At 34.9% G+C, this 15,187-nt stretch carries 12 protein-coding genes and 1 pseudogene; 5 read left to right on the top strand and 8 right to left on the bottom strand.

The window, feature by feature from the left end; genetic code table 11:
* Positions 1-336: pseudogene (locus ACQKCJ_RS12190) on the top strand (HlyD family secretion protein); the annotation flags it as partial.
* On the opposite strand, the gene ACQKCJ_RS12185 reads toward ACQKCJ_RS12190, so the two are convergent.
* The 4 genes from ACQKCJ_RS12185 to ACQKCJ_RS12170 form a co-directional block, all read right to left on the bottom strand.
* Positions 333-1,040, bottom strand: a complete 708-nt coding sequence (locus tag ACQKCJ_RS12185; RefSeq protein ID WP_271337449.1) for a tRNA1(Val) (adenine(37)-N6)-methyltransferase — start codon at positions 1,038-1,040, stop codon at positions 333-335. The pseudogene ACQKCJ_RS12190 and the gene ACQKCJ_RS12185 sit on opposite strands and share 4 nt — an antisense overlap.
* Before the next feature lie 127 nt (positions 1,041-1,167).
* The gene (locus ACQKCJ_RS12180) at positions 1,168-1,518 is read right to left on the bottom strand and encodes a four helix bundle protein (RefSeq protein WP_427402093.1); all 351 of its coding nucleotides are present in this window, start codon (positions 1,516-1,518) and stop codon (positions 1,168-1,170) included.
* Between the two features lie 173 nt (positions 1,519-1,691).
* The gene (gene rimM, locus ACQKCJ_RS12175) at positions 1,692-2,216 is read right to left on the bottom strand and encodes a ribosome maturation factor RimM (protein WP_089477692.1); all 525 of its coding nucleotides are present in this window, start codon (positions 2,214-2,216) and stop codon (positions 1,692-1,694) included.
* Between the two features lie 15 nt (positions 2,217-2,231).
* Complete coding sequence (locus ACQKCJ_RS12170; RefSeq protein WP_427402092.1) at positions 2,232-2,798, bottom strand: 30S ribosomal protein S16; 567 nt, start codon at positions 2,796-2,798, stop codon at positions 2,232-2,234.
* Between the two features lie 196 nt (positions 2,799-2,994).
* Here ACQKCJ_RS12170 and ACQKCJ_RS12165 point away from each other — a divergent pair, with 196 nt between their 5' ends.
* Complete coding sequence (locus ACQKCJ_RS12165; RefSeq protein ID WP_271337452.1) at positions 2,995-3,483, top strand: DUF6252 family protein; 489 nt, start codon at positions 2,995-2,997, stop codon at positions 3,481-3,483.
* Positions 3,484-3,619: 136 nt separating this feature from the next.
* The gene (locus ACQKCJ_RS12160; protein WP_026982652.1) at positions 3,620-3,979 is read left to right on the top strand and encodes an RNA recognition motif domain-containing protein; all 360 of its coding nucleotides are present in this window, start codon (positions 3,620-3,622) and stop codon (positions 3,977-3,979) included.
* Positions 3,980-4,147: 168 nt separating this feature from the next.
* On the opposite strand, the gene leuB is transcribed toward ACQKCJ_RS12160, so the two are convergent.
* The 4 genes from leuB to leuC form a co-directional block, all read right to left on the bottom strand.
* Positions 4,148-5,209 carry a 3-isopropylmalate dehydrogenase gene (gene leuB, locus ACQKCJ_RS12155; protein ID WP_271337453.1) on the bottom strand — a complete coding sequence of 354 codons (1,062 nt, stop codon included), beginning with the start codon at positions 5,207-5,209 and terminating at the stop codon, positions 4,148-4,150.
* Positions 5,210-5,360: 151 nt separating this feature from the next.
* Positions 5,361-6,881 (bottom strand): alpha-isopropylmalate synthase regulatory domain-containing protein, encoded by a 1,521-nt coding sequence (locus ACQKCJ_RS12150; protein ID WP_271337454.1) that lies wholly within the window; start codon positions 6,879-6,881, stop codon positions 5,361-5,363.
* A gap of 255 nt (positions 6,882-7,136) precedes the next feature.
* Positions 7,137-7,733, bottom strand: coding sequence for a 3-isopropylmalate dehydratase small subunit (gene leuD, locus ACQKCJ_RS12145; protein ID WP_271337455.1), 597 nt, complete (start codon positions 7,731-7,733; stop codon positions 7,137-7,139).
* A 169-nt stretch (positions 7,734-7,902) separates the two neighbouring features.
* A complete protein-coding gene (gene leuC / locus ACQKCJ_RS12140) occupies positions 7,903-9,297 on the bottom strand; it encodes a 3-isopropylmalate dehydratase large subunit (RefSeq protein ID WP_271337456.1) in 1,395 nt (464 codons plus the stop codon).
* Between the two features lie 589 nt (positions 9,298-9,886).
* Between leuC and ACQKCJ_RS12135 the strand changes: the two genes are divergently transcribed.
* Both ACQKCJ_RS12135 and dnaE read left to right on the top strand, forming a co-directional pair.
* The gene (locus ACQKCJ_RS12135) at positions 9,887-10,306 is read left to right on the top strand and encodes a DUF417 family protein (protein WP_271337457.1); all 420 of its coding nucleotides are present in this window, start codon (positions 9,887-9,889) and stop codon (positions 10,304-10,306) included.
* A gap of 169 nt (positions 10,307-10,475) precedes the next feature.
* Positions 10,476-15,014, top strand: coding sequence for a DNA polymerase III subunit alpha (gene dnaE / locus ACQKCJ_RS12130; RefSeq protein WP_271337458.1), 4,539 nt, complete (start codon positions 10,476-10,478; stop codon positions 15,012-15,014).
* The last annotated feature ends 173 nt before the right edge of the window (positions 15,015-15,187 follow it).

Here is a 15,187-nt window from a genome sequence, read left to right as displayed (position 1 = left end):
CCGGATACAAAAAATGGTTTTGTTGGAAAAGTAAAAGCGCCGGCGTTGAATTCCGGAAAAATAAAAGTGGGGCAAACTGTAAATATCAGATTAGCAAATTTTCCTGATCGGGAGTTTGGTGTCCTGAAAGGAAAGATTCGAAATATTTCGTTAGTTCCGGATAAAGACGGAAATTTATTATTGGATGTAGCTCTTCCAAGCGGATTGCTGACTTCATATAAAAAGCAAATCGTTTTTCAGCAGGAAATGAAAGGAAGCGCTGAAATTGTAACCGAAGATTTACGATTGATAGAAAGGATTCTATATCAGTTCAAAAGTATTTTTGAGCAGGTTTAGAATTTTAAATAAAACTCTTTAGTCAATTCAATATATTCCGGAGTATAAACGTGCCTGTCTATTTCGATCGTTAACTCATCGATTTCGATTTCTGGATTCTCATTTCGGCTAAAAGCCAATAAACTGCGTTTTATTGGTGAAGTTGGAGTTCCTTTTACGCGGGTGATTTTTATTGGATATAATTCTGATTCTTTGGCTAAAGAAATAAAGCTCTCTTCTTCTTTGAATGGGAGAATAACGGCAAATATTCCATTTTCAGAAAGTAATAAATCAGCTGCTTCGACTAATTCTTCAAAAGGCATTGCATCTTGAAAACGGGCTAAATCGCGTTGTTCATTTTCGGTTTTATAATCTTCAGCATAAAAAGGAGGATTGGAAACAATTAAATCGTATTCATCTTCCGGCTCTTCAATAAATTCATCTAAACCGGCATGAAAACAAAATAAACGGTCGCCCCAAGGAGAGTTTTCGAAATTATCAACTGCTTGTTCATAAGCATCTTCATCAATTTCAAGTGCGTCAATTTGTTCAGCATGAGTTCGCTGAGCCAGTATCAAAGCAATGATTCCGGTTCCTGCGCCAATATCTAAAATACTAAACGGATTGTGATTTACAGGAGCCCATGCGCCTAATAAAACGCCATCTGTTCCTACTTTCATAGCGCATCGATCCTGTGCAACTGAAAATTGTTTGAATGAAAACATAGATAGTAAATTCCAATTTTTTTAAATTCCAAATTCCAAACTTAAAAAAGAAATTTCCAAGTCCAAGTGTAAAGCGGAATAAAATATTTTATTTAAGGTGTAAAAATAAGATTAAAATCCTAATTAATTATTTTGATGTTTTGGTAATAATTGCGGATAGTATTTTTCTTAATTCTTCTATTTCGAATAATAAAGATTCTGAAAAAATTATTTGTTCTGGATTTAAGTCGTGCAGTAATCTCAACCAAAATTTAGATTCTTTCGCTTCTTTTCTTGATATTTTAAGTTTAAAAATTAAATCTTTATCTCCCAGTTTTTCGTTTGCTTCAATGTAATTTGCTCCAACAGAACCAGAGGATCTTACTAACTGTTTGCCATCTTCAATATTTGATGTTGTTTTTGCTAAAGTTCTAATATAAATTCGACACTCTTTTGCAAATAAGAAAGTTCTTTCTTCTAAATCGTAGGGCTTAGGCATATAAAATCCAATTTTTAAATTCCAATATATAATGGAATTTAAAAGTAGTAAAATAGATTTAAATGAGGGTTTTTTCTTTCAAATATATTTAAGAAAACATCTTTTCTACTGAAATTTGGAATTTAAAAAAAAATGAAATTTACTTTTCAGATTGGAATTTGGAATTTTAAAACTTAAAGATACATCTCTACCAATCCTTCCGGAAGGTTCATGATCACTTTTTTATTCTCGCGGTCAATTTTTACAAGGAAATGATCAATCATAGGGATTAACATTTCGACTTCACCATTTAAAACTTCAAAAAGTGGTTGTGCCGTTGTATCATTTACAGCAGCAATTTTTCCAAAAACGCCTAAACGCTGGTCTTCGATTTCGAAACCGATAACCTCATGGAAATAAAATTTGTTGCCGGAAAGTTTTGGCAACATATTCAAAGGAAGATAAATGGCATTACCCATAATGGCATCTGCATCTTCTTCGGTATTCATGTCTTCAAAACGAATTCTAAGAAAATCGTTTTTGTGCAAAGAACTTTTTTCGATAAAAAAAGGAACCAAGTGTTTGTTGCATTCAACAAACACTGATTCCAGATTTTCGTATAACTCAGGTTCGTCCGTGTCTAAATAGGCAAGAACTTCACCTTTGAAACTAAATTTTTTAGCGATTTTACCTAAATAAAAACAATCTTCTTTACGCATTCCCGCTAAATATAATTATGCTTCAGTTGTTTCGTTATTTTCTTCAGCAGCAGGAGCTTCTTCAGTTGATTCTTCAACTTCAGCAACTTCTTCTTCAACTGCAGGAGTTGCAGCAGCGATAGCATCAGCTTCAGCTTGAGCTGCAGCAGCTAAACGTTTAGCATTAACTTCTTGTTCTGCTTTAAAAGCTTTAGATTTAGCATCAGCTTGCGCTTTTGTTAAACCGTCTTTTTTAGCATCAACTTTTCCAGCTTTAGCATCTAACCAAGCAGATAATTTAGCATCAGCTTGCTCTTGAGTCAAAGCACCTTTACGAATACCTCCATCAAGGTGGTGTTTCAATAAAGCTCCTTTGTAAGAAAGAATAGCTCTAGCTGTATCAGTTGGTTGTGCACCATTGTGTAACCATTTTACAGCACTATCAATGTTTAATTCGATAGTTGCAGGGTTTGTGTTTGGATTATAAGTACCGATTTTCTCTAAGTATTTACCATCTCTTTTTGAGCGTGCATCTGCAGCTACAACCCAGTAAAAAGGTTTTTGTTTTTTACCGTGTCTTTGTAATCTAATTTTTACTGACATAATCTTATGATTAAATTTTGAGGTACTCGACCTCTGTTAATTAAGGGCGCAAAGATATAGTTTTTTTATGAATTATGTGTTCCAAACTTTATTAAAAATATTTTAATCAGCTTTTTGTGATTTTTAGGCTGTTTTAGAGCTTAAATTTTCATTGTTTAAGTCAAATAAGGTATTTTTGCCACAAATTCATTGCTTTATGAAAAAATACATTTACCTGTTAATTACGATTTTGATGTTTGCATCTTGTACTGAAGATGTAAAATTTAATACTCCTGCCTTTCAGGGATTGAAAAATAATGTTTTTTGGAGAGCTCAAAGTTATAAAGCATATAAGGGAGTCAATACCAGTATGATTATTGAGGGTAATTTGGGCTATGAAAAAGTGATTCTACAAACGGCATCACCGGTAAAAGGAACTTATATTCTGGGTATTAATAAGGATTCAAAAGCATCTTATTCAAATACGCTTCCGTCTCAATCTGCTGTTTTTTCTACAGGTGCAGGAGTTGGGAGTGGTCAAATTGTTATTACAGAATACGATATAGAAAGTAATACTATTTCAGGGACATTTAAATTTAATGCAATAAATCAAAACACAAGTGATACTGAAAACCCAAAAATAACTTTTACAGAAGGTGTGTTTTATAAAGTACCGGCTACACTAGGCAATATTATACTTTATTAGTAAAATAATTTCTGACAGATTGGTTTTTGTTAGTTTTTTATTTTTTTAAATCAAAATAAAAACATAAATAAACTAATATATAGTAGATTACAGAAAAATAAGAGTACATTTGCTATATTATTATAAATAAGTACATATGAACATTTTTGTTGGAAGCCTTCCATTCAGTATTGAGGAAGCAGATTTAAGAGAGTCTTTCGAGGCTTACGGAGCAGTAGATTCAGTTAAAATCATTACTGATAAATTTACAGGAAGAAGCAAAGGTTTTGGTTTCGTAGAGATGCCAAACGATGCTGAAGCTCAAAAAGCAATTGATGAATTGAACGGAGCTACTGTTCAAGGTCGTGCAATTGTGGTTAATAAATCTGAACCGAAACCAGAAGGCGAAAGAAGAAGCTTCAACAATAACAGTCGTGGTGGAGATTCACGCGGTGGTTATGGTGGAGGAAACAGCCGTGGTGGAAATGACCGTGGTGGTAACAGAGGAGGATATTAATATTTTTTTCTAAATATATAAAAGGGATCAACGAAAGTTGATCCCTTTTTTTATGCGGTAAATTTTGTTTCTTCGTAGAGATGCACAGCAGTGCATCTAACACAAAGGAAAGACGCACTGCTGTGCGCCTCTACGTGAAACCTGAAACAAAATAAACTTTAAACTTTTTTATAGATTCGCTACAAGCCAGTCTCCAACTTCGCTGGTTTTGTATGCTTTAGTTCCTTTTGCAGCTAAATCTTCAGTAACAATTCCTTCTTCTAGTGATTTGTTTACAACTGCTCTAATTGCTTCGGCTTCATCTTTAAGACCAAATGCATCTTCAAACATCATGGCTGCAGATAAAATAGTAGCCAAAGGATTAGCAATATTCAATCCTGTTGCTTGCGGATAAGATCCGTGAATTGGTTCGTATAAAGAAGTATGTTCTCCAACAGAAGCAGAAGGCATTAATCCCATTGAACCTGAAATTACAGAAGCCTCGTCAGTTAAGATATCTCCAAATAGATTTTCAGTAATTAATACATCATAAGAATTTGGCCATTGTACTAAACGCATTGCAACAGCATCAACAAATTCATAAGAAACAGTAACTTCAGGATAATCTTTTTCCATTGCCTGAACAGTTTCTCTCCATAAACGTGAAGTTTCTAATACGTTTGCTTTATCAACGCAACATAATTTTTTGCTACGAGTCATCGCTAATTCGAAACCTTTTTTAGCTAAACGCTGAACTTCGGCTCTTGTGTAAACACAATTGTCAAATGCAGTTTCTCCGCCGTCTCTTCTTCCTTTTTCTCCAAAGTAAATACCTCCTGTTAATTCTCTTAAGAAAACTAAATCCGTTCCTTCGATTCTTTCTCTTTTTAAAGGAGAATTGTCGATTAAAGAAGGAAATGTAAAAGTAGGTCTCACGTTAGCAAACAAACCTAGTTTTTTACGCATCAATAATAATCCTTGCTCAGGGCGAACTGGTGCGCTTGGATCGTTATCGTATTTTGGGTGTCCAATAGCGCCAAACAAAACAGCATCGGCTGCCATGCAAATTTCGTGAGTTTCATCAGGATAAGGAACTCCAACGGCATCAATTGCGCAAGCTCCCGTAAGAGCTGGTGTCCATGTTATTTCGTGATTGAATTTTTTTGCAATTGCATCAGATACTTTTACTGCTTCATTAATTACCTCAGGACCAATTCCGTCTCCTGCTAAAAGGGCTATGTTAAAATTCATTTTTTTGAGTTTCTAAGATTCTGAGTTACTAAGTTTTTTTCTTAGCTGGTCAGAATTTTAATTTATAATTGTTTTTTATGTTTTCATAGTTTTGAGTTGCTGAGATCCTAATTTTTTTATCAGAACCTTAGAGTCTTAGCAACTTAGAACCTTACGGAATTACATTCAGCATCTTTTGAGTTGCTATAATTGCGGCAACTGTTTGATCTGAATCTAAACCACGGGTTTTAAATTCTTTTCCGTTGTTTACCCAGGTAATGATTGTTTCGCATAATGCGTCAGAGCTACTTCCTGGCGGGATTCGAACCGCATAATCGATCAGTTTTGGAAGTGTTAGTTTCTTGCTTTTATAGATTTTTGACAAAGCATTCATAAAAGCGTCAAACTGACCATCTCCTTGTGCGTTTTCCTCAATGATTTCATCATCAATTTTTAGGAGCAAAGTCGTTGAGGGACGCATTCCTTTTGAGTGCATTAATACATACGATTCTATTGTGATTTTATCTTCATAAGTATGACTGTCCAAAACATCTGAAATAATGTATGGAAGATCTTCCTTAGTAACAGTTTCCTTTTTATCTCCTAATTCAATGATTCTTTGTGTGACCAATTTTAAATCTTCGTTGTTTAGTTTTAAACCTAATTCCTGAAGATTCTTTTCGATATTGGCTTTTCCTGAAGTTTTGCCTAAGGCATATTTACGTTTTCTTCCAAAACGTTCCGGAAGCAAATCATTAAAATATAAATTGTTTTTGTTATCTCCATCCGCATGGATTCCGGCAGTTTGTGTAAAAACATTATCGCCAACAATTGGTTTATTGGCAGGAATTCTATATCCTGTAAAAGTCTCAACTAATTTACTGACCGTGTATAAAGATGTCTCTTTAATATTGATGCTAACTTCTGGCAGATAATCGTTTATAACGGCAACAGTGCTTTCAAGCGGTGCATTTCCGGCTCTTTCTCCCATTCCGTTTACAGTAACGTGAAGTCCGTTTATGCCTGCTTTTACAGCCTCCATAACATTGGCAATGCTTAAATCGTAATCATTATGTGCGTGAAAATCAAAATGAATTTGCGGATATTTTGTTCTGATTTTTGTGATGAATTCAAAAGTCAAAGACGGAATTAATACACCTAGAGTATCAGGAAGCAGAATTCTTTTGATGGGTTGAGTAGATAAAAAATCAAGAAACTGAAAAACATATTCAGGTGAATTTCTCATTCCGTTACTCCAGTCCTCAAGATAAACATTTGTTTCAATATTGTTTTCTTTTGCTAAAGCTATGATTTGAGCAATTTCTAAAAAATGCTGTTCGGGTGTTTTTTTTAATTGATGTGTCAGGTGATTCATTGAACCTTTGGTCAATAAATTCTGCACTTTGGCACCCGCTTTTTTCATCCATTCGATCGAAACGCCACCGTCTACAAACGAGAGTACTTCAATACGATTAATATATCCTTTTTCGGCTGCCCAGGATGTAATGCCTTTTACGGCCTGAAATTCGCCCTCGCTTACACGCGCCGAAGCAATTTCGATTCTATCAATATTTAATTCCTCCAACAACAATTGCGCAATGGTTAGTTTTTCTGCAGCAGAAAATGATACTCCAGATGTTTGTTCACCATCGCGGAGCGTCGTATCCATTATTTCAATTTTTCTTCTTTCCATATTGATATTCTAATTTCTAATGGCTGGATATTATTGATCCATATTTTAATTTCGACGCCGATTTTACTGATTCTCTTTACGAAGACTCGGATTACCACTGATTTTTACTTTAGCTAAAAATAAAATCTGTTTTTTTTAGCGTTTTTGCGATAGCAAATCAGTTGTATCCGCGTTCTGTGTTTTCTCATTTAATTTAGAAAAACCCGACAGGTTTTGAAAACCTGTCGGGTCTAAATAGATTGAACAAGATTTTTCTTAGTAAGGAAGTTTATCTGCGAAAGTCACGATATCTTCTTTAATATTTTGCAAATAATCAATGTCATCAAAGCCATTAACCATATTGTTCTTTTTGTAGCCGTTAATAGCAAAAGATTCTTGTTGACCAGTTGCTAACAAAGTAATCGTTTGGTTTGGTAAGTTGATTTCTAATTGTGTATTAGGATCAGCTTCAATTGCTTTAAAAATAATATCTGCAAATTCCGGGCTCACCTGAACAGGCAATACGCCAATGTTTAAACAGTTTCCTTTAAAGATATCTGCAAAGAAACTTGAAACTACAGCACGAAATCCGTAATCATAAACAGCCCAGGCTGCATGTTCTCTTGAAGATCCTGAACCGAAGTTTTTTCCTCCCACAAGGATTTTTCCGCTGTAAGTTGAATTGTTCAAAACGAAATCAGCTTTTGGGGAGTCGTCTCCGTTATATCTCCAGTCTCTAAAAAGATTGTCTCCAAAACCTTCACGTTTTGTAGCTTTCAGGAAACGAGCCGGAATGATTTGATCTGTATCTACGTTCTCAATAGGCAACGGCACTGCGCTGCTGGTAAGTATATTAAATTTATCGTATGCCATTTTTATTTTTAATTTTTGATTAACGATTTTTGATTTTTCTTCTCAGAAAAGAAAAATTGTAATCGTTAATATTTTGTAAAATGTAAATTGAAATTTTTTAAAGATTTTTTTAAAAGGATTAACGAAGAAATCTGAAATCAAAAATCGTTAATCTACATTCATAAATCTTTTAAAATAACTCCCTCGGATCCGTTAGTTTTCCTGTTACAGCAGCAGCGGCGGCCATAATTGGGCTTGCTAATAATGTTCTTGAACCAGGACCCTGACGACCTTCAAAGTTTCTGTTTGATGTACTTACTGCATATTTTCCTGCAGGAACTTTGTCATCGTTCATTGCTAAACAAGCCGAACAACCAGGCTGACGCAATACAAAACCAGCTTCGGTTAAAATATCCAATAAACCTTCTTCTTTAATTTGAGCTTCAACAACGTGAGAACCCGGAACTAACCAAGCGGTAACATTATCTGCTTTTTTTCTTCCTTTTACAATTTCAGTAAAAGCTCTAAAATCTTCAATACGTCCGTTTGTACAACTTCCTAAGAAAACATAATCAATTGGTTTTCCAATCATCACATCGTCTTCTTCAAAGCCCATATAGGCAAGAGATTTTTTGTAAGTTTCCGCACCGCCTTCAACTTGATTGGCGTTCGGAATATGTTTTGAGATACCAATTCCCATTCCCGGGTTAGTACCATAAGTAATCATTGGTTCAATATCTGAAGCTTTGATGTTTAATTCAGCATCAAAAACAGCATCATCATCGGTTTTAAGTGTTTTCCAATAAGCAACCGCTTTGTCCCAGGCTTCGCCTTTTGGAGCATATAATCTGCCTTCAAGGAAATCAAAAGTTTTTTGGTCAGGCGCAATCATTCCGCCACGAGCACCCATTTCGATACTTAGGTTACAAACCGTCATACGACCTTCCATTGTCATGTTTTCGAAAACATCACCGGCGTATTCAACAAAATAACCAGTACCTCCGGAAGTAGTCAATTGAGCAATAATATAAAGAGCAACGTCTTTTGGACCAACACCTTTGCTTAATTCACCATTTACGTTGATGCGCATTTTCTTTGGTTTTGGCTGCATGATACATTGAGTAGAAAGTACCATTTCGACCTCAGAAGTTCCAATACCAAAAGCAATCGCTCCAAAAGCACCGTGAGTAGATGTGTGAGAATCTCCACATACAATAGTAGCACCTGGCAAAGTAATTCCGTTTTCAGGACCAACTACGTGTACAATTCCATTTTTAATGTGACCTAAACCCCAGTGCGAAATTCCGTATTCGGCAGCATTATCTTCAAGCGCTTTAAGCTGATTGGCAGATAAAGCATCTTCAACTGGTAAATGTTGGTTTATGGTTGGTGTATTGTGATCTGCAGTTGCAAAAGTACGTTCAGGGTATAAAACCTTAACGCCTCTGGCTTTTAATCCTAAAAAAGCAACAGGACTCGTAACCTCATGAATGAAATGACGGTCAATAAAAAACACATCCGGTCCATCTTCAATTTTACGCACTACATGTGAATCCCATACTTTGTCAAATAATGTCTTACTCATTTTTTATTTTTTTTAATTGTAATTTCTAACCACAGCAATTTCCTGCTCATTATAATGGAAAAACAAAATTAGAAAAAGATATAAGGTCGTCAATTTCAATATTTCATTATATACGATACCCAAACCAAAATACAAATTGCGATTGGCTTTTTTGTAATCAGATTTGGTTGTAGAATGGATATAAATTGGTTTTACTTTTCTTTTTTACTTCAATTTTGATGGAATTGCTTTAATTTTAATAGTTGGCAAATTTATCTCAAAATCAATACAAAATATAGCTTTCTATTATAAAAAATGTAACAATATAAATAAAAATAGTAATAATTGTTAGTTTTGGATTCTTTTTAGAACATTGGAAATAAGAAATTAGTTCACTTTTGTCAGGTATTTAAAATCAGATTTTACATCATTTTTCTAATTAAAATAATACGACATCCAAGAATTGCATTTTTTTGTTTTTTAGAATGAAATTAAACGAATATTAAAAAATTTTGATTCTTAAAATTAATCGATTATGACAAGTAGCTGACATTTAATTCCTAAAAGAACGATTAATATTGATAATTCTAATTTAAAAAAAAAAGATATTATGAATTTAAATGAATTTGCATACAAGCTTGGTGTTTTAGGAACCGTAATTATTTTAATCTGGGTAGGGCTTTTTAAATTCACAGCTGTGGAAGCCGGCGCTATAAAAGATTTAGTTGAAAATCATTTTGCAATGAGTTGGATGTATAAAGTGATGTCTGTTCAGCAGGTTTCTAATTGTATTGGGATTTTTGAAGTTGTTACCGGAATTGGACTTTTGCTTTCTTTGTTTTTTAAGAAAATTGGTTTTTATGCAGGTTGTGCTTCTGCAATTATATTTGTCACAACGTTAAGTTTTTTAATTACAACTCCCGGAGTTTTTAAAAGTGTAGAGGGATTCCCGGTAACTGATTTTTTTATTTTAAAAGACATTCCTTATTTGGCAATTTCGTTAATGGTCTGTGTAAAAGGCAGGGAATAAAATAAGTACAATTCTTAACAAAAATCAGTAGTTAATTTGTCTAAAAAAAGACTAAATTTGAACTTCCTCCATTTTTATTTCGTAGATTTCTATTGATCATTAAATCAGTGATTTATGATGTGAAAATTTTGGGATTTGGAATTTTTTAATTTGCCTTTTTACAAAACCTATGTATTTAATATTCGATACTGAAACTACTGGATTACCAAAACGTTGGGACGCTCCAATAACTGATTCTGATAACTGGCCTCGCTGTATTCAGATCGCGTGGCAGCTTCACGACGAAATGGGAATTCTTATTGAACATCAGGATTATTTGGTAAAACCTGATGGATTCAACATTCCGTATGACGCAGAACGTATTCACGGAATTTCGACTGAATTGGCTGAAGCCGATGGAATTACTTTAGCAGAAGTTTTGGAGAAATTCAATATTGCATTAAGTAAAACCAAATTTATTGTCGGTCAGAATTTAGGTTTTGACGTTAATATTATGGGGGCTGAATTTCATAGAGCTGGAGTTGATTCTCCTATGGCTTCAATGCCGGTTTTGGATACTTGTACAGAGGTTACCGCTTCATTATTAAAACTTCCGGGAGGTCGTGGAGGAAGGTTTAAATTACCAACCTTAACAGAATTGCACAGTTATCTTTTTGATAAACCTTTTGCAGAAGCGCACAACGCAACTGCCGATGTTGAGGCAACCACGCGTTGTTTTCTTGAATTAATAAGAAGAGAGGTTTTTACCAAAGAAGAACTGGATGTTCCCAAGGATTACTTTAAGGAATTTCAAAATAGAAACCCTCAGGAATTTCCTTTAATAGGACTAAAACACATCAACTTAAAAGCGGCTTCTGATAAAATCAGAGAGCAATTAAGAGCTTTAGAATCTAATGACAAACAAACTACGGTTTCCGGTTCTGACAGAGAAGATTTTAAAGCAGCAAAATATGCGCATTTACACAATCATACACAGTTTTCGGTTTTACAATCCACAATAGGAATTGCAAATATTGTTGCGGCTACAGCCAAAAACGGAATGCCGGCTGTTGCAATGACAGATACCGGAAATATGATGGGGGCTTTTCACTTTGTGAGCGCTGTTATGAATCATAATAAAGCGGCATCCGGAAAAAATAAAGCCTTAGTTGAAGCTGGCGAAGAACCAACAGAAACTGAAATAAAACCAATCGTAGGCTGCGAATTTAATGTTTGCGACAATCACCTTGATAAAAGCAAAAAAGACAATGGAAATCAGATTGTTTTATTAGCCAAGAATAAAAAAGGATATCACAATCTGGCGAAAATGTCGTCGATTGCCTTTACGGAAGGATTTTATTATGTTCCAAGAATTGATCGAAAAATTGTCGAACAATACAAAGAAGATATCATGGTTTTGTCCGGGAATTTATACGGAGAAATCCAGAGTAAAATTCTGAATGTTGGTGAAAACCAAGCCGAAGAAGCTTTGATTTGGTGGAAACAACAATTTGGCGATGACTTTTATCTTGAAGTAATGCGCCACAATCAGGAAGACGAAAATCGTGTTAACAAAACCCTGATTGAGTTTTCTCAAAAACACAATGTCAAATTAATTGCGACAAACAATACCTATTATTTAAATAAAGAAGACGCCAATGCGCACGATATTTTATTGTGTGTAAAAGATGGTGAAAAACAGGCTACACCAATTGGTCGTGGACGAGGATATCGCTACGGATTACCTAATCAGGAATACTATTATAAGTCATCTGAAGAGATGAAAAAACTCTTCTCTGATTTACCTGATGCGATTATCAACATTCAGGAAATTGTTGATAAGGTCGAGATCTACTCACTTTATCGTGATGTATTGCTTCCTAAATTTGATATTCCGCAGGAGTTTGTAGTTATTGAAGATGAAGCGGATGGTGGAGTTAGGGGTGAGAATAAATATTTGCGTCACCTTACAATGGTGGGCGCAGAAAAGCGATATGGAGTAATTACCGAATCTATTCAGGAACGTTTGGATTTTGAATTATTAACGATTTCGAATTCCGGATATCCGGGTTACTTCCTGATTGTCCAGGATTTTATCGCCGAAGCCAGAAATATGGACGTTTCTGTTGGTCCCGGTCGTGGATCTGCAGCGGGTTCTGCCGTTGCTTATTGTTTAGGGATTACAAATATTGACCCTATTAAGTACGATTTGCTTTTTGAGCGTTTCCTGAATCCGGATCGTGTATCGATGCCCGATATTGATATTGACTTTGATGATGAGGGTCGTGGTCGTGTAATGGAGTATGTAATCAATAAATACGGTAAAAATCAGGTTGCGCAAATTATTACCTATGGTAAAATGGCAACCAAATCAGCGATTCGTGATACGGCGCGTGTATTGGATTTACCATTATTTGAAGCCGACAGAATTGCAAAACTGATTCCGGCGATGATGCCGTCAAAATGGAATTTGGCGCGTTTTATTTCTGAGAATGAAGATGAGGTTAAAAAAGCACTTCGTTCTGATGAGTTTGATAACGTAAAAGAATTAATCGCCATTGCCAATGAAAACGATTTGGCCGGAGAAACAATTCAGCAGGCAAAAATCCTTGAAGGATCAATGCGAAATACCGGAATTCATGCATGTGGGGTAATCATTACGCCATCGGATATTACGAATTTCGTTCCTGTTACAACTGCCAAAGATTCTGATTTATATGTAACCCAGTTTGATAACTCGGTTGCAGAAAGTGCAGGATTGCTGAAGATGGACTTCTTGGGTCTGAAGACCCTTACCTTAATAAAAGATACCGTTAAACTGGTAAAATATAGAAACAACATTGATCTTGATCCGGATACATTCCCAATTGATGATGTTGAAACATATGCACTTTTCCAGAGAGGAGAAACGGTTGGAATCTTTCAATACGAGTCACCCGGAATGCAGAAATATATGAAAGATCTGAAGCCAACGGTTTTTGGAGATTTAATTGCCATGAATGCCTTGTATCGTCCGGGACCTTTGGAATATATTCCGTCTTTCGTTCGAAGAAAAAATGGCGAAGAGGAAATCAAATACGATTTAGATGCTTGTGAGGAATATTTAGGAGAAACTTACGGAATTACCGTTTACCAGGAGCAGGTAATGCTTTTGTCGCAATCGCTGGCTGACTTTACAAAAGGTGAGGCCGACGTTTTGCGTAAGGCGATGGGTAAGAAACAAAAAGAAGTACTGGATAAAATGAAGCCTAAGTTTGTAGAACAAGCAGCAAAAAAAGGTCACGATGCAAAAGTTTTAGAGAAAATCTGGAAAGACTGGGAAGCATTTGCGAGTTACGCCTTCAACAAATCGCACTCGACTTGTTACGCCTGGATTGCATATCAAACAGCGTACTTAAAAGCACATTATCCTGCAGAATATATGGCAGCGGTTCTTTCGAATAACATGAATGATATTAAACAAGTATCATTTTTTATGGAAGAATGTAAGCGAATGGGATTGCAGGTTTTAGGACCGGATGTAAATGAGTCATTTTATAAATTTACTGTAAATGATGAGTATGCAGTACGTTTTGGGATGGGCGCCATTAAAGGAGTGGGTTCCGGAGCTGTGGCAACAATTGTAGAAAGTAGAAAAGATGGCAGGTACAAATCGATTTTTGATTTGGCTAAAAGAATAGATTTGCGTGCAGCTAACAAAAAAGCAATCGAAAACCTTGCTTTGGCAGGTGGTTTTGATTCGTTTGAAGGAACTACAAGAGCACAATATTTTCATGATGATGGCGACGGAATTACATTTTATGAAAAAGCGATTCGTTACGGTTCTAAATTTCAGGAAAACGAAAATTCATCGCAGGTAAGTTTGTTTGGGGAATCAAGTGAGGTTCAGATTGATGAGCCTATTGTGCCTCCGTGTGAAGACTGGAGCACGATGGAAAAATTAGCCAAAGAAAAGGAAGTAGTTGGAATTTATATTTCAGGACATCCTCTTGATGATTTTAGATTTGAGATGAAATACTTCTGCAATGCCAGATTAGAGGCTCTGAAAAGTATGAATGAATATGTAGGTAAAAATTTGAATTTTGCCGGAATCATTAATAATGTGCAGCACCGTGTAGCAAAAAACGGAAAAGGCTGGGCAGTATTTAATTTAGAAGGATATGATGAAAGTTATGAATTCAAGATTTTTGGCGAAGAATACCTAAAATTCCGTCACTTCCTGATTCAGAATAATTTTGCCTTCCTGAAAATTTTAATAAAAGATGGTTGGGTAAATCACGATACAGGTAAAAAATCTGATCCAAGATTGCAATTTGTTGAGATTAGGCAATTGCAGGATATTCTGGAAGCCTTTGCTAAAAAATTGATTTTATTACTGAATATTACAGACCTGCAAGCTGAATTTATTCATAATTTGAGTCAATTGTTCAATGAGAATAAAGGCGATAATTCTGTGACTTTTGAAATTATGGAGTTAGAAAAAATTAAACGTTTAGTTGAGGTAGAAACTCCAGCTGATTTTGAAGAAACAACTGATGCTGTTTTTGTAGATGAGAATGAAGATACAGATTCTGCCATTGAAGAAACTAAAATTCAGGAAGTAAATGAAGTTGAAGAAATAAAGGTAGTAACTAAGTTAACGATGCCAAGTCGCAGGGTAAAAGTTAAGATTTCTACCGAGCTATTGATAGAATTAGAGAAAATGCAGGTAAATTTTAAGCTAAACTAAAATTTAACAGTTAAAATTTGATATAATGCATTTTTTTTTAGTTAAAAATATGCATGCATAGTAGTTTTTTAGTACTTTAGATTAAAATTACAACGATTTCGTTCCAAGTCTAACATTACAAACTGTAAGAATATGTTAAAATAATCTATGTTTGTAAAAAATAATTAAAAAAC

This window comes from Flavobacterium sp. NPDC079362 (assembly GCF_050267765.1).
In the GTDB taxonomy this organism is placed as follows: Bacteria; Bacteroidota; Bacteroidia; order Flavobacteriales; family Flavobacteriaceae; genus Flavobacterium; species Flavobacterium azizsancarii.
Note: the sequence above shows the minus strand (reverse complement) of the source record. Positions and strands in the feature narration are given on the sequence as shown.